The 15,766-nt window shown below is 54.2% G+C and carries 15 protein-coding genes; 13 read left to right on the top strand and 2 right to left on the bottom strand.

Going from position 1 to position 15,766, the window contains the following annotated elements; genetic code table 11:
- Positions 1-8: 8 nt before the first annotated feature.
- The 5 genes from pgaB to GHC22_RS04565 all read left to right on the top strand — a co-directional run bounded on the left by pgaB (position 9) and on the right by GHC22_RS04565 (position 4,461).
- Positions 9-2,030, top strand: a complete 2,022-nt coding sequence (gene pgaB / locus GHC22_RS04545) for a poly-beta-1,6-N-acetyl-D-glucosamine N-deacetylase PgaB (protein WP_048215612.1) — start codon at positions 9-11, stop codon at positions 2,028-2,030.
- A complete protein-coding gene (pgaC, locus tag GHC22_RS04550) occupies positions 2,027-3,361 on the top strand; it encodes a poly-beta-1,6-N-acetyl-D-glucosamine synthase (protein ID WP_003033859.1) in 1,335 nt (444 codons plus the stop codon). Before pgaB ends, pgaC begins: the two co-directional genes overlap by 4 nt.
- Entirely contained in the window at positions 3,358-3,864 is a 507-nt protein-coding gene (gene pgaD, locus GHC22_RS04555) for a poly-beta-1,6-N-acetyl-D-glucosamine biosynthesis protein PgaD (RefSeq protein WP_003825542.1), read from the top strand. Before pgaC ends, pgaD begins: the two co-directional genes overlap by 4 nt.
- 82 nt (positions 3,865-3,946) lie before the next feature.
- Positions 3,947-4,177 carry a 4Fe-4S mono-cluster protein YjdI gene (gene yjdI, locus GHC22_RS04560; protein WP_003825544.1) on the top strand — a complete coding sequence of 77 codons (231 nt, stop codon included), beginning with the start codon at positions 3,947-3,949 and terminating at the stop codon, positions 4,175-4,177.
- An 11-nt stretch (positions 4,178-4,188) separates the two neighbouring features.
- The gene (locus GHC22_RS04565) at positions 4,189-4,461 is read left to right on the top strand and encodes a GNAT family N-acetyltransferase (protein WP_003033869.1); all 273 of its coding nucleotides are present in this window, start codon (positions 4,189-4,191) and stop codon (positions 4,459-4,461) included.
- Between the two features lie 42 nt (positions 4,462-4,503).
- Here the strand turns inward: GHC22_RS04565 and GHC22_RS04570 are convergent, their stop codons facing one another.
- Positions 4,504-5,433 carry a LysR substrate-binding domain-containing protein gene (locus GHC22_RS04570; protein ID WP_003825551.1) on the bottom strand — a complete coding sequence of 310 codons (930 nt, stop codon included), beginning with the start codon at positions 5,431-5,433 and terminating at the stop codon, positions 4,504-4,506.
- A 390-nt stretch (positions 5,434-5,823) separates the two neighbouring features.
- Here GHC22_RS04570 and GHC22_RS04575 point away from each other — a divergent pair, with 390 nt between their 5' ends.
- The 7 genes from GHC22_RS04575 (at position 5,824) to GHC22_RS04605 (ending at position 14,327) form a co-directional block, all read left to right on the top strand.
- A complete protein-coding gene (locus GHC22_RS04575; RefSeq protein ID WP_008785731.1) occupies positions 5,824-6,429 on the top strand; it encodes an ankyrin repeat domain-containing protein in 606 nt (201 codons plus the stop codon).
- Between the two features lie 126 nt (positions 6,430-6,555).
- A complete protein-coding gene (locus GHC22_RS04580; RefSeq protein ID WP_153752309.1) occupies positions 6,556-7,344 on the top strand; it encodes a DUF2877 domain-containing protein in 789 nt (262 codons plus the stop codon).
- Entirely contained in the window at positions 7,322-8,869 is a 1,548-nt protein-coding gene (gene fdrA / locus GHC22_RS04585) for an acyl-CoA synthetase FdrA (protein WP_060683284.1), read from the top strand. The genes GHC22_RS04580 and fdrA overlap by 23 nt, the downstream gene beginning before the upstream one ends.
- Positions 8,869-10,287 carry a DUF1116 domain-containing protein gene (locus GHC22_RS04590; RefSeq protein WP_008785728.1) on the top strand — a complete coding sequence of 473 codons (1,419 nt, stop codon included), beginning with the start codon at positions 8,869-8,871 and terminating at the stop codon, positions 10,285-10,287. Before fdrA ends, GHC22_RS04590 begins: the two co-directional genes overlap by 1 nt.
- Positions 10,288-10,404: 117 nt before the next feature.
- A complete protein-coding gene (locus GHC22_RS04595) occupies positions 10,405-11,955 on the top strand; it encodes a xanthine permease (protein ID WP_153752311.1) in 1,551 nt (516 codons plus the stop codon).
- A gap of 26 nt (positions 11,956-11,981) precedes the next feature.
- Positions 11,982-12,932, top strand: a complete 951-nt coding sequence (locus GHC22_RS04600) for a carbamate kinase family protein (RefSeq protein WP_008785727.1) — start codon at positions 11,982-11,984, stop codon at positions 12,930-12,932.
- A 12-nt stretch (positions 12,933-12,944) separates the two neighbouring features.
- Positions 12,945-14,327: an amidohydrolase family protein gene (locus GHC22_RS04605; RefSeq protein WP_153752313.1), complete on the top strand. Its 1,383-nt coding sequence runs from the start codon at positions 12,945-12,947 to the stop codon at positions 14,325-14,327.
- A 45-nt stretch (positions 14,328-14,372) separates the two neighbouring features.
- Here GHC22_RS04605 and GHC22_RS04610 read toward each other — a convergent pair whose 3' ends face one another.
- Positions 14,373-15,263 carry a nickel/cobalt efflux protein RcnA gene (locus GHC22_RS04610; protein ID WP_153752315.1) on the bottom strand — a complete coding sequence of 297 codons (891 nt, stop codon included), beginning with the start codon at positions 15,261-15,263 and terminating at the stop codon, positions 14,373-14,375.
- Between the two features lie 120 nt (positions 15,264-15,383).
- On the opposite strand from GHC22_RS04610, the gene rcnR reads away from it, so the two are divergent.
- Positions 15,384-15,656, top strand: coding sequence for a Ni(II)/Co(II)-binding transcriptional repressor RcnR (gene rcnR, locus GHC22_RS04615; protein ID WP_003825567.1), 273 nt, complete (start codon positions 15,384-15,386; stop codon positions 15,654-15,656).
- The last annotated feature ends 110 nt before the right edge of the window (positions 15,657-15,766 follow it).

Below are 15,766 nucleotides of genomic sequence, written 5' to 3' on the forward strand. Positions count from 1 at the left end.
GATTGTTCATGCTGAAAAGATGCCTGTGGCTTAGCGCATTAATCGCTGGCTGGTTGATGATTACCGCGTGCAGCAGCGCGCACAATACAACGCCTCGCTATGTTCCTCCCGCAGAGAGAACACCGCTGACGGCGGATCATCCGTGGCCGAAAAATAGCTTTCTGGTGCTCGGCTACCATGATGTGGAGGATGGTGCAGCCGACCAGCGCTACCTCTCTGTGCGTACCAGCGCGTTGAGCGACCAAATGGCCTGGCTGCGTGATAATGGCTATCAGCCGATCAGCGTGCAGCAAATTCTGGACGCCCATGACGGTAAAATTGTACTGCCGGAAAAAGCGGTATTACTCACCTTTGACGACGGATATAGCAGTTTTTATACCCGCGTCTGGCCATTGCTGAAAGCCTACAACTGGCCTGCACTCTGGGCACCAGTAGGCAGTTGGGTTGATGCGCCAGCCAACAAAAAAGTCGATTTTGGCGGCTTAATGACCGCGCGAGACAAATTCGCCACCTGGAAAATGGTCGAAGAAATGGGCAAGTCGCCGTTGGTAGAAGTCGGTGCGCACACCTGGAACTCGCACTTTGGCGCTGAGGCCAACCCGCAGGGGAGTAAAGAGCCCGCAGTGGCGAACCGCCTGTATGATAAGAAAACCGGCACTTACGAAACGGACGAACAGTACACGCGACGTATAAACACGGATATCTCTCTGATCACTAACAAGATCAAAGCGGTGACCGGCAAATCGCCGCGCGCGTGGGTATGGCCTTACGGCGCAGCCAACGGTACAACGTTAAACCTGGCCAAAGAGCATGGCTATAAGATGGCCTTTACGCTTAATGAAGGGTTGGCAAATGCCGCGTTTCTCGATGATATTCCGCGCGTGCTGATTTCTGATAACCCATCCCTTAAGCGCTTTGCCAGTCAGGTCGCTCAGGTCCGTGAACCACAGACGATGCGCGTGATGCATGTCGATCTGGATTACGTGTATGACAAAGACCCTGCTCAGCAGAAGCGAAATATCGATAAGCTGATCCAGCGCGTTTATGACATGCGTATTTCTCATGTCTTCCTGCAGGCGTACGCCGATCCGCAGGGCGACGGGAATATTCGCGAACTCTATTTCCCCAACCGCTGGCTGCCGATGCGTGCCGATCTCTTTAACTATATCTCTTGGCAGTTACAAACGCGGGCAGGGGTGACGGTGTATGCCTGGATGCCGGTTCTGGCTTTCGATCTCGACGCGTCCATTCCACGCGTAACCGCATGGGATCCGAAAACGGGACGCACTGCTATCAATCACGAGAACTATGTTCGTCTCTCGCCCTGGGACAGCGAAGCGCGCAAACGCATCACTGAAATCTATGAAGACCTGGCGAAGCACGCCAGCTTCAAAGGTATTTTGTTCCATGACGATGCTTTCCTGACGGATTTTGAAGATGCGTCACCGGAGGCGTTAGCCGCCTACCGTGCCGCAGGGCTTCCGGGCAGTATCGAGCAAATACGTAATAATCCTCAGGCGTTCGAGCGCTGGACTCGCCTGAAAAGTAAGATGCTGATTGACTTCACCAAACAGCTGACCCGGACGGTGCGTAATATTCGCGGTCCACAGGTGCAAACTGCGCGCAATATTTACGCCATGCCGGTACTGGAGCCTGAAAGTGAAGCCTGGTTTGCACAAAACCTGAATGATTTCCTCAATACCTATGACTGGACGGCGCCGATGGCGATGCCATTCATGGAACAGATCCCGGCCAATGATGCCAACGCATGGCTTGACCGACTGGTGAATGCCGTTGCACAAACCCCTGGGGCGCTGGATAAAACCGTGTTTGAACTGCAGGCACGAGACTGGCGTAAATCCGGGGATCAGGCTGAAATCAGCGGAAAACAAATAGCCGAATGGATGCGCCAGCTGAAATTAAGCGGTGCAGGTAACTACGGCTATTACCCGGATGATTTCATCAGCGACAAACCTGAGATGTCAGAGATTCGCTCGACGTTCTCCTCATACTGGTATCCGCAAAAATGACCGATCGCATTATTGCTTTCCTGATACTTTGCCTGATGTTCAGCCTGCCGTTTGGCGTGGCTGTCATCTTTACAGGTGAAGTGATGTTGAACTTCGTCTTCTTCTGGCCTTTGTTCATGTCTGCTTTGTGGATAAGCGGCGGGGTCTATTTCTGGTTTTACCGTGAACGTCACTGGAAATGGGGAGATGACACGCCACCACCGACCCTGCCGGGGAATCCACTGGTGTCCATTCTGATCCCCTGTTTTAACGAAGGGATCAATGCGCGTGAAACCATTGAGGCAGCACTGGCACAGCGATATAAGAATATCGAAGTGATCGCCATCAACGATGGTTCGACGGATGACACTCACGACGTGCTGGAACAACTGGCAGTGGAATACCCCAGCCTGCGGGTTATTCATCTTGCTGAAAACCAGGGTAAAGCGCTGGCGCTCAAGACCGGTGCAGCCGCTGCGCGCAGTGATTACCTGGTGTGCATTGATGGCGATGCGTTACTGGATCGTGATGCCGTTGCCTATATTGTGGCTCCGCTGATCCAGTTCCCGCGCGTTGGTGCAGTGACGGGGAACCCGCGTATTCGAACCCGCTCTACGTTAATCGGTCGTGTGCAGGTCGGTGAGTTCTCTTCCATTATCGGCTTAATTAAGCGTACTCAGCGAGTCTATGGGCAGATCTTTACCGTTTCCGGCGTAGTTGCGGCGTTTCGTCGTCGCGCGTTGGCCGAGGTCGGTTACTGGAGCCCGGACATGATCACCGAAGATATCGATATCAGCTGGAAGCTGCAATTGCGCCACTGGTCGGTATTCTTTGAGCCGCGCGCACTGTGCTGGATCCTGATGCCTGAAACATTAAAAGGGCTATGGAAGCAGCGTTTGCGCTGGGCGCAGGGTGGTGCAGAGGTGTTTATCGTTAACATGCGTCGCCTGTGGTCGTGGGAGTTCCGCCGCATGTGGCCGCTGTTTCTTGAGTTCTGTTTTTCTACCGCCTGGTCGTTTGCCTATGCGATCAGTATCGTGCTGTTCCTGTTAGGGCTGATGATCCCGATGCCGGACTCGCTGTATGTACAGCATCTGTTCCCGCCAGCCTTTACCGGGCTTATCCTCGGCGTGGTGTGCTTGTTGCAGTTTGCGGTGAGCCTGATGATTGAACGACGCTATGAAAAAGGCATTGGCGCCTCGTTGTTCTGGATTATCTGGTTCCCGGTGGTGTACTGGATGCTAAGCCTGTTCACCACGCTGGTCGCGTTCCCGAAAGTGATGCTCAAACGCAAACGTGGCAGAGCGCGTTGGGTGAGTCCTGATCGCGGTATTGGGAGGATTGAATCATGAACCAGCCACTGATCTTCACGGAGCGGCGTTTGCTGCCGCGCATCATCGATGTGTTGTTGACGGCCATCGCATGGGTTGGATTTATCTATTTGATCTATAAAGGGCTGATCACAGCCCTGGCGCATTCACCGTATATGGGGGTGCGACCCTTTTTCACCACGCTGGATACGGTCACGTTTTATATCCTTGTCGCCCTGGTCAACGGCCTGGTGCTGATTGGCTGGGCGAAGTACAACCAGTTTCGTTTTCGGGTCGAACGCCGCAGTCGCAGACCCGGGCTTGAAGACCATGAGCTGGCAGAAAGTTTGCGTATTACCCGGGAGCTGGTTACGGAACTGAACAAGGCGAGGGTGCTGACGGTCCACCATCATGAGAATGGCGAAATCAGTCATATCGATGTGGACAGGGATATTGCCGATAACCGCCTCCCGCCGCCGACGCCTGCGATGCTGGAGTATTTGCCGCCAGAGCCGCAGCCGTCGATACAGAAAAAGCCTGAATGATATTTCTGCTTTCAGCCGCTTCCTTCAGCCTCGCATAGGTCTATGATTAGACCCAGACAATAAAAAAATGCGAGGCAATGTCGTGGATAAGGAACTACTGGATGCAGGTTACCGGGCCTATACCGGCGAGAAGATTGACGTCTACTTCAACACGGCGATGTGTCAGCATTCGGGCAATTGCGTGCGGGGAAGCGCGAAGCTGTTTAACCTGAAACGTAAACCGTGGATTATTCCGGATGAAGTGGACGTTGCCACGGTCATCAAGGTCATCGATACCTGTCCGAGCGGTGCGCTGAAATATCGCCAAAAATGAGTGAGGGAAGCATGGAAATTCTTGCAGGCCATAACAAGTTTTATGTCAATGATGCTGAGGGCAACCAGGTTGCCGAGATTGTTTTCGTGCCGACGGGCGAGCATCTGAGCATCATTGAACATACCGATGTCGATCCCAGCCTGAAAGGTCAGGGCGTCGGCAAACAGCTGGTGGCGAAAGTGGTAGAGAAGATGCGCGCTGAAAACCGCAAAGTTATTCCGCTGTGCCCGTTTGCCAAACATGAATTTGATAAAACCCGCGAGTACGACGATATCCGCGCCTGATTATCTTATATGCACCGGAAGGTATAACAGCCACCCGGTGCATCACGCCCGATGCAGTAAATCCTGATAAATCCCCGTCAGTATCCCTTGTGGGCCAAACTCTTTTTTAATCCACTGAGTGACACGACCGGTTGCCGAATGCTGGGTTGCCAAAAGCATTCGTGAATCCTGACGTGGGTTGTGGATCTGCCGTGTCACCAGCAATGACTTTTCCATCGCCTCGCGCACCATATAGTCTGGCAGAAAACCGATGCCCTCCCCCAGGATCTGGCACTGGCACTTGGTATTAAAATCGGGAACCAGAATCGACTCTTGACCGTGTAACAGCCAACCGACTTTTTTGTTGATGGTGTGTGCGGTGTCTTCCACCATGATGTTCGGGTACAGGCGCAGTTGGCTCTCAGAGATGGGTTCAGGCATAAACGCCAGCGGATGATCCGGAGCAATCGCGAACGACCAACGGATCGCGCCGATCTCGGTGTAATCAATTCCGCCGCCGTCCAGTAATGTATCGGGCGCGCCAATGGCGATATTGGCCAGGTTATTGATGATCGAATCCCAGACGCCGTTATACACCTCTGTAGTGACGGTTATCTGGCAGGTTGGAAACTGTTTCTTGAGTACCTGCAGCAGCCTCGCCGTATGTTGAGGGGTATACAACAGCTGGTTAATGCAGATGCGCACCCGAGCCTCAATTCCCTGAGCGATGGTATCAATGCTGCGCTTGATGGCGTGGAAATCGTTGAGCAGGTCGGTCGCCTTGCGAAACAGGTAACGCCCGGACTCGGTCAGCTCAATGCTGCGAGTACTGCGGGTAAACAGCACCACGTCGAGACCCATTTCCATGCGCTTAATGGTGTAACTAATTGCCGATGTGGTTAAGCCAAGCTCCTCCGCTGCCTTGCTGAAACTGCTATAGCGGGCAGCCATCGTAAATGCCAGTAGGTTTTCCTCGGTAAATATTGAATTCATCTTTCTCCCCTCCGGCGACAATGCGCATCCGCACCACGATGATTGTTGAATGTATTTGTAATCCTTATACAGAGCAATCAGTTTTGAACAGAATTTAACACTAGTTTTACATTTGATTTGAAGGCAATCACACTTCTGTATTTTAATTGCAGGCCGCTATCCGTGCAGCATACCGCCTGATTTTCCGGACTACTGATTAGTGGCTAAAAGGGCCCCAGCCATAAGGGAAAGATTGCACTACAGCACGTTTTGCTCTCATTGTTAAAATTGATTCAATAATCGATGCGCTAACGATGAATGAAATTTAAGCGGATGTTATTCTCTGCACTCTATTGCTATTCTCAGGTTATCGGATATTTAAAAAGTCTAAAAAACTGCAGGAGAGCGATTATGTCAGAGAAAGAACTCATTACTGAATTTCTGCTGGCGGCAGAGCAGGGCAATGCCGATGGATTAAAATCCTGTCTGGCAAAAAATGTGGATATTAACGCCACCAACCGCCAGGGGCGTACTGCCATTATTATTGCCAGCCTGAATAAACATTATGACTGTGTTTCTTTATTGATTGCTGCGGGTGCCGATATTAATAAACAAGATCAAACTTGTTTTAATCCCTTCCTGATTAGCTGCCTGACTAATGATTTAACGCTGTTGCGTACGGTATTACCGGCTGACCCCGACCTCAATTGCCTGAGCCGTTTTGGCGGCGTTGGTATTACACCTGCCAGCGAAAAAGGTCATGTCGAGATCGTGCGCGAACTACTGCTGCGTACCGATATCAATGTCAACCATACTAATTTTGTTGGCTGGACGCCGCTCCTGGAAGCCATCGTGCTAAATGACGGCGGTGCGAAGCAGCAGGAGATCGTTAAGCTGCTGCTCGACCATGGCGCAAACCCGCACATGACGGATAAATACGGTAAAACCCCGCTGGAACTGGCGCGAGAGAAAGGGTACCACGAAATTGCCGAGCTGCTGATTGCGGCCGGAGCCTGACACAGGAGCGCCATTATCGCTACGCCATCACGGCGATGCGTACGGGCGCTAACCGCAGACAGCGCGTTTCTCACTTTCCGGGGAACGGGACGGGTTGAACAGGTTTTTTCCCACGCGGTAAACCTGTTGATACCCGAACAGCAGCGGCTGCTGACGTTACTGAGTGAAGATTGTGATAACGCACCTAACAGCTGTCGGTTGGCGTTGACGCATTGTGAAGACCTGTTTCACCCCGGTGAGCGGGTCAATTTTAGCGGGTCGGGAATAGTTGTTGGCAATGATAAATGGATAGAAACCGCCGGTTGCCTGCTGTGGCGAATACCACGGTGGACATCTGATGCAGCAAGCCTTGCCGCAGTCGGCTGGCAGCACTGGGAAGAGGTTATCCGCCAACAGCTAAGAAGCGACGACACATTATTTCTGTACCAGGGTGACAATCCGTTTTTTCAGGAAATCACCCGTCAATTACTCAACCGCCGACAAACATTACTGATGGCGTTGCGTACAGGAGAAAATATTACTACGGCGGTCAGCCATTTAATTGGTTTGGGGATAGGGCTGACGCCCTCATCGGATGATTATTTAGTAGGCTTAAGCACCATTTTATTTATTCCCGGACATCCGCTGAGGAAATATCGAGATGATTTTTTAGCAGCATTGCAACGTGCAGGAAATAACACAACGCTACTTAGCAAAATAACGCTAGAGGAAGCATTTAATCAGCGTTATCGGGAAAGCATCGGCCGGCTGCTGAACCAATTTATTACTGAGCAACAACTCGTTTCTACGCAATATATTACTGACATTAAAAATATCGGTTCAAGTTCTGGCTGCGACATGCTGTATGGCATGGCGGATGCCTGCGCCCTGAGCCACAGGTCCGGAGGGAATTATGTCGATCAGGATAGTTGTTAAAAAGAACACGTATTTTGATTCTGTCTCACTGATGTCTATCTCCACGCGCGCAAATAAGCTCGATGGCGTTGAGCAGGCGTTTGTGGCTATGGCGACAGAGATGAATAAGGGCGTGCTGAAGAATCTCGGCCTGCTGACGCCTGAGCTGGAAGAGGCGAAAAGTGGCGATCTGATGATTGTCATTAAAGGCGCCAGCGAGGCGGCGAACGACCAAACGCTGGTGGCGATTGACGATCTGTTTACGCATAAAGAGCAGGGTGGCCAGCATGAAGCGCGCTATGCCACGCTTGCCAGCGCGAAGAAGCATGTTCCTGAGAGCAATCTGGCGGTGATCTCGGTCAATGGCCTGTTTGCCGCGCGTGAAGCGCGCCAGGCGCTGCAAAATAACCTCAATGTGATGCTGTTCTCTGACAACGTCTCTCTTGAGGACGAGCTGGCGCTTAAGCAACTGGCACATGAAAAAGGACTGTTGATGATGGGGCCAGATTGCGGAACCGCCATCATTAACGGCGCGGCGCTGTGTTTTGGCAACGCGGTGCGTCGCGGCAACATCGGAATTATTGGTGCCTCCGGTACCGGCAGCCAGGAGCTGAGCGTACGCATTCACGAATTTGGCGGCGGAATTTCCCAGTTGATTGGCACAGGTGGACGCGATCTTAGCGAAAAGATTGGCGGCCTGATGATGCTTGACGCGATTGGCATGCTGGAGGCCGATCCGCAAACTGAGATCATCGCACTTATCTCCAAACCACCTGCGCCAGCGGTGGCGCGCAAGGTGCTGGAACGTGCGCGCGCCTGTCATAAGCCCGTGGTGGTGTGTTTCCTCGGACGTGAAGCCGCGCCTGCGGATGAAAAAGGCCTGCAGTTTGCCCGCGGTACTAAAGAGGCGGCGTTGAAAGCGGTACTGCTGACCGGCGTGAAAAAAGAGAGTCTGGATCTGCATCCGCTCAACTGGCCGCTGATTGAAGAGGTTCGCGCCCGTCTGACCCCACAGCAAAAGTACATCCGTGGCTTGTTCTGTGGCGGCACGTTGTGCGATGAGGCGATGTTTGCTGCCATGGAAAAACATGCCGAAGTTTACAGCAACATTCATCCGGATCCGGCATTCCGCCTGAAAGATCTCAACCGCAGCGTGGCGCATACCTTCCTCGATTTCGGTGATGACGATTTTACCAATGGCAAACCGCACCCAATGATCGATCCCACCAACCGCATTAGTCGTCTGTTGCAGGAAGCACGCGATCCTGAAGTTGGCGTGATCGTGATGGACTTCGTCCTTGGATTTGGATCGCATGAAGATCCGGTTGGCGTGATGCTCGATGCGATCGTTGAAGCCAAAGCGATCGCCGCCGCAGACGGTCGTCCGCTTGAGATCCTCGGCTATGTGCTGGGAACCGATCTTGATACGCCGTCGCTGGAAAAACAGTGTCAGATGCTGACCGACGCCGGGGTTATCTGGGCGAGCAGTAGCACCAACACCGGATTGCTGGCGCGTGAATTTATCTGTAAAGGGGAGGAAGCCTGATGAGCCAGACACTGTTTAACCAGCCGCTGAACGTGATTAACGTTGGTATCGCAATGTTCAGCGATGACCTGAAAAAGCAGAACGTACCGGTGACCCAGCTCGACTGGACGCCGCCGGGCCAGGGCAACATGCAGGTGGTAGCGGCACTGGACGACATTGCCGATTCACCGCTGGCAGACAAAATCGCGGCCGCTAACCAGCAGGCGCTGGAACGCATTATCCAGTCGCATCCGGTGCTGATTGGCTATGACCAGGCGATCAACGTCGTGCCGGGCATGACCCGTAACACCATCCTGCACGCCGGGCCGCCAATCCGCTGGGAAAAAATGTGCGGCGCAATGAAGGGGGCGGTAACCGGGGCGCTGGTCTTTGAAGGGCTGGCGAAAGATCTGGATGAAGCCGCCGAACTGGCCGCCTCGGGTGAAATCATCTTCTCTCCGTGCCACGAGCATGACTGTGTCGGCTCGATGGCGGGCGTGACATCGGCATCGATGTTTATGCACATCGTCGAGAACAAAACCTATGGCAACCGCGCATATACCAATATGAGCGAGCAGATGGCGAAGATCCTGCGCATGGGCGCGAACGATCAGAGCGTTATCGATCGTTTGAACTGGATGCGCGATGTGCTGGGACCGATGCTGCGCGACGCTATGAAACTGGCGGGCGAAATCGATCTGCGCCTGATGCTGGCGCAGGCATTGCACATGGGTGATGAGTGCCATAACCGCAACAACGCCGGGACGGCGCTGCTGATTCAGGCGCTGACGCCGTGGATTATTCAGACCGGTTATCCGGTTGAGCAGCAACGTGAGGTGTTCGAGTTCGTCCTTAGTAGTGATTACTTCTCCGGACCGACCTGGATGGCGATGTGTAAAGCCGCAATGGACGCTGCACACGGTATTGAATACAGCACCGTGGTGACGACGATGGCGCGCAATGGCGTTGAGTTCGGTCTGCGCATTAGTGGCTTACCGGGCCAGTGGTTTACCGGTCCGGCGCAGCAGGTGATTGGGCCGATGTTTGCGGGCTATAAGCCGGAAGATTCCGGACGTGATATCGGCGATAGCGCGATCACCGAAACCTACGGCATTGGCGGTTTCGCCATGGCGACGGCACCGGCCATCGTAGCGCTGGTGGGCGGTACGGTCGAAGAGGCCGTTGATTTCTCTCGCCAGATGCGTGAAATCACTCTCGGCGAAAACCCCAACGTCACCATTCCGCTGCTTGGTTTTATGGGCGTACCGACTGCTATTGATATTACGCGCGTAGGCAGCACCGGCATTCTGCCGGTGATCAACACCGCTATTGCGCACAAAGACGCGGGGATCGGCATGATCGGCGCCGGAATAGTTCACCCGCCGTTCGCCTGTTTTGAAAAGGCGATCCTCAACTGGCGCGACCGCTACTGCCAATAACAATAACCGGGGCTAACGCGGTTAGCCCCACAGTAGCGAAGCGAAAAACGTTGCTTACCTGCAGGGCCGGGCGATCTCCGCGATCGCAAATGATGCTTAACCTGTTAAGGATATTCCATGAACAGCATAAAACTAGAATGGAAACGTGGTGACTGGGCGGCTTACTTTGGGCTGATGACCAACAACCTGACTAACCTGCTGACAATGATGGGGCTGCTCATTTTTGTCGTCGGGATCCCTACCGAAATTGTCTATGGTCGCATTGCGCCTGCCTTTGGTCTGGCGGTGCTGGTGGCCAGCGTCTGCTACGCCTGGTTTGGCCTGCAGATGGCAAAGCACACCGGGCGTAACGACGTAACGGCGCTGCCGTCCGGACCGAGTGCACCGTCAATCTTCACCGTGACCTTCCTGGTGCTGATGCCGGTTTATCAGCAAACCAAAGATGCCAACTTCGCTATCCAGATAGCCCTGGTGTGGTGCTTTGTCGAAGCGTTGATCTTGGTCGGCGGCTCCTTCCTGGGCGAGACCATCCGCAAGATGATCCCACGTACGGTACTGCTTTCTTGTCTGTCCGGCCTGGGGCTGTTGCTGCTGGCGATGAACCCGATGCTGCAGGCATTCGAAGCGCCGACGGTTTCTTTCATCGTCCTGTTGCTGATCTTCATTAACTGGTTCGGTAAGAAGCCGATTTTTGCCCGTATTCCTACCGGTTTACTGCTGCTGATTGCCGGTACGGCCCTGGCGTGGATCTCCGGTTTACAAAGCCCGGAAGCCATTAAAGCGTCGATGTCTTCCTTTGGCTTCAACCCGCCGGAAATTCATGTCGACAGCTTCCTGCAAGGTTTACCGCACGCACTGCCGTATCTGGCTTCTGCAGTTCCTTTGGGCCTGGCGAACTATATTTTTGACCTTGAGAACATTGAAAGTGCGCACGCGGCGGGCGATGAGTACAACACCCGTAAGGTCATGATGGCGAACGGCTTTGCCTCCATGCTCGGCTGCATGCTGGGTAACCCGTTCCCGGTGACCGTATATGTTGGGCATGCGGGCTGGAAAGCGATGGGCGCCAGCATCGGCTATACCCTCGCTTCAGGCATCACCATGTTCCTGGTCCCGCTGTTTGGGTTGGGCGCGTTTATGCTCGCCATTATTCCGATGACCGCGATAGTGCCGATTCTGGTGTTTATCGGCGTGGTGACCGCCAACCAGGTGGTGCGAGAAACGCCCAAAGTCGAGGTTCCCGTTATCTTCATCTGTCTGTTCCCGTGGATCGCCAACTGGGCATTGACCATCGTCAACAGCGTGATGGGTGCCGCCGGAACTTCCGCGGGGAAACTGGGTAGTGACTTGCTGCACAGCAAAGGTGTCTATTACGACGGACTGGTGCATTTGGGAAGCGGCGCACCGCTGGCCAGCATGCTTTGGGGCTGCGTCGTTATCTTCGCCATTATGAACAAGCCGCTGCGCGGCGCGATTGCCGCAGCCTTTGGCGCACTGTTATCACTGTTTGGCGTGATCCACTCCCCGGCGGTTGGCTTTGCGGAAGGCAGCTCGATGATGTTTGTTGTGGCCTACCTGATGATGAGTGGCATGTTTGTCCTCAAGCATGTTCTTGATAGCCGTGAAGCGGTGACTGCGCCTGAGCAGGAACCGACGAAAACGACCTGAATTGCCTGCAAGCGGAAGATAACACTATGAAAGAACTTGTGGTCGTTGCCATTGGCGGCAACAGCATTATCAAAGATAACGCCAGCCAGTCGATTGAACACCAGGCTGAAGCGGTGAAAGCGGTAGCGGATACGGTGCTGGAGATGCTGGCATCGGACTACAACATTGTGCTGACGCACGGTAACGGGCCACAGGTAGGGCTGGATCTGCGGCGTGCGGAAATCGCGCACGAGCGTGAAGGGCTGCCGCTTACCCCGCTGGCAAACTGCGTTGCCGATACGCAGGGCGGTATCGGTTATCTGATCCAACAGGCGCTGAATAACCGTCTGGCGCGGCGCGGTGAGCAGAGGGCAGTTACGGTGGTCACGCAGGTGGAGGTCGACAAAAACGATCCGGGCTTCGCTAATCCGACCAAGCCCATTGGAGCGTTCTTTAGCGAAGTGCAGCGTGATGAACTGCAGCGGGTCAATCCGGGCTGGCGCTTTGTTGAGGATTCGGGGCGCGGCTACCGTCGGGTAGTCGCCTCTCCACAACCGAAGCGCATTGTCGAGGCGGAGGCGATCAAAACGCTGACCCAGCAAGGCTTTGTGGTTATTGGCGCGGGCGGCGGCGGGATCCCGGTGGTGCGTAGCGATCAAGGGGATTACCAGAGCGTGGACGCGGTGATTGATAAAGATCTCTCCACGGCGCTACTGGCGCAGGAGATCCGCGCCGACATTTTGGTGATCACCACCGGCGTCGAGCAGGTCTGTATTCATTTTGGCAAACCCAACCAGCAGGCGCTGGATACGGTGGATGTCGCAACGATGACCCGCTACATGCAGGAAGGACATTTCCCGCCGGGCAGCATGTTACCCAAGATCGTTGCCAGCCTGGCGTTTCTGGAGCGTGGCGGTAAACGAGTGATCATCACCACGCCGGAATGCCTGCCTGCCGCACTGCGTGGCGAAACGGGCACCCATATTGTCCATTCCTGAGAGGAAACGTGAATGAAGGAAAGTAACAGCCGCCGTGAATTTTTAAGTCAGAGTGGAAAAATGGTGACCGCTGCCGCGCTGTTTGGCGCAGTGGCTCCGGTCGCGTATGCTGCTAATCCTGTCGGGAACACCTGCGGGTCGAAGAGCACAATGACGATTAACGATAAGCACTATTACCTGGATAACGTCCTGCTGGAAGCCGGGTTTGATTACGAAAACTCGGTGGTGGTGCATACCCGTACCGCGCTACAAACCGTTGAAATCCAGGACGGGAAAATTGTTGCGCTGCGCGAGAATAAGCAGCATCCGGATGCGACGCTGCCGCACTATGATGCGGGAGGAAAGCTGATGCTGCCCGCCATGCGCGACATGCACATCCATCTGGATAAAACCTTTTACGGCGGTCCCTGGCGTTCGCTGAACCGTCCGGCTGGCACCACTATTCAGGATATGATCCGCCTGGAACAAAAGCTGCTGCCTGAACTCCAGCCTTACACACAGGAGCGCGCGGAAAAGCTGATCGATCTACTGCAGTCAAAAGGCACCTCGATCGCGCGCAGCCACTGTAATATCGAACCGGTTTCCGGGCTGAAAAATCTCGAAAACCTGCAGGCGGTGCTGGCGCGTCGTCAACCGGGTTTTGCCTGTGAAATCGTGGCATTTCCGCAGCATGGCCTGCTGTTATCAAAATCTGAACCGCTGATGCGCGAAGCGATGCAGGCGGGAGCGCATTACGTCGGCGGTCTGGACCCAACCAGCGTCGATGGGGCGATGGAAAAATCCCTCGACACCATGTTCCAGATTGCGCTGGATTACGATAAAGGCGTAGATATCCATCTGCATGAAACCAGTCCGGCGGGTGTGGCGGCGGTGAATTACATGGTGGAAACGGTGGAGAAAACGCCGCAGCTAAAGGGCAAACTGACCATCAGCCACGCGTTTGCGCTGGCAACGCTGAACGAGCAGCAGGTTGACGCGCTGGCGACCCGTATGGCGGCGCAGCAGATTACAATTGCCTCGACGGTGCCGATTGGCACGCTGCATATGCCGCTCAAACAGCTGCGAGACAAAGGCGTGGAGGTGATTACCGGCACCGACAGCGTGATTGACCACTGGTCGCCGTACGGGCTGGGAGACATGCTGGAGAAGGCGAATCTGTACGCCCAGCTCTATATTCGCCCCAACGAACTGAACCTGTCGCGGGCGTTGTTCCTCGCCACCGGCGATGTGTTGCCGCTTAACGATAAAGGCGAGCGCGTCTGGCCGAAAGCGCAGGATGAAGCCAGCTTTGTGCTGGTGGATGCCTCCTGTTCGGCGGAAGCGGTCGCGCGAATTTCCCCACGCACCGCGACCTTCCATAAAGGGCAACTGGTGTGGGGGAATGTCGCAAGCTAGCCTGGTTTTACGCGCAGCGGCAAGCGCTGCTGCGCTCTCTTAGTGTTAACCGACGATCCCCATATAGCCGTGAATCCCCATATATAAACCGACCATCGCAATGAGCACACTGGAAAAATAGGGGGCTTTGCGTGCCATCGTGTTAAATCCGCTCCAGCGTTTGGCCGCCTGCTGCACGCTGATTGCCGCTCCCACGCCCACCGTTACCAGCGTCAGCGCCAGCCCGAGGCTGAAGCACAGCACCATGGTCGCACCCAGCGTGAAGGCTTTGAGCTGGATGCAAATCAGCAGCACCGTAATGGCGGCTGGGCACGGGATAAGCCCGCCGGTCAGACCGAACAGTAATATTTGGCCGTTGGTGACCTCTTTGCCCGCAAAGCGGCGCTGAATATCGGTGGCATGCGCCCGTTCGTGGGCATCCTGATACTCTTTCGAGCCTTCGGTGAGTCCTGCCAGTGCGGCATGGTCGTGATTATGCTCGTGTTCGTGATGATGATGGTGATGATCGTCATCGTGGTCATGATGATGGTCATCATGATCATGGTGGTGATGATGCTCGTGATTGTGGTCGTGATGCGTCTGGGCCAGCCAGTTCTGCTCTCCCTGCCAGGTTCGCCAGAACATCCAGAATGCGGTCCCGAGAATAATAATCGCCGAGACAAACTGCAGCCAGGGCTCAACGGCCTGGGCAGTAAACGCTTTGCTGATATACATCCCGCCGAGCGCAATCAGCCATACCACGGCGGTATGCGACAGCGTTGCTGCCAGCCCCAGCATCACCGCCTGTTTGATGGTCCCCTTAATGGCAATAATAAAGGCCGCCATCATCGTCTTGGAATGCCCCGGTTCCAGACCGTGCAACACACCCAATAGAATCGCGCTGGGAATGAAAAACCAGGCGTTACCTTGCTGAAGAAGCGTAGAAAACTCACCCATGAGAATGATTCTTAGTTGTTTAATTTCGCCTGATTCTACTCCCCCCCAGTATCAAATACTACCCCCCAGTAGAATGTCGATGGTATTGTCCCTACAGCCAGACGTTAAAAAGGTAAAGTTATGTCACATACGATCCGCGACAAACAAAAGCTGAAAGCCCGAACCAGCAAGATTCAGGGGCAGGTAGCGGCGTTGAAAACCATGCTGGATGAACCGCATGAATGCGCGGCAGTATTGCAGCAAATAGCGGCGATCCGCGGGGCAGTAAATGGATTAATGCGTGAAGTGATTAAAGGTCATCTGACCGAGCACATTGTGCATCAGGGCGATGAAATTAAGCGCGAAGAGGATTTGGATGTGGTCCTGAAAGTGCTGGATTCGTACATCAAATAAGTCAGTTTAACGGCTCATCCACGTTCAATACTGTCCAGTTAAGCATGCAGGGGTGAACATGTTCTTCTTGCTCAGGGTTCCGTTCACCTCAGCAGTGTCATTTATCTGAA

The sequence above is a fragment of the Citrobacter sp. H12-3-2 genome, assembly GCF_009649895.1.
Classification (GTDB): Bacteria; Pseudomonadota; Gammaproteobacteria; order Enterobacterales; family Enterobacteriaceae; genus Citrobacter; species Citrobacter portucalensis.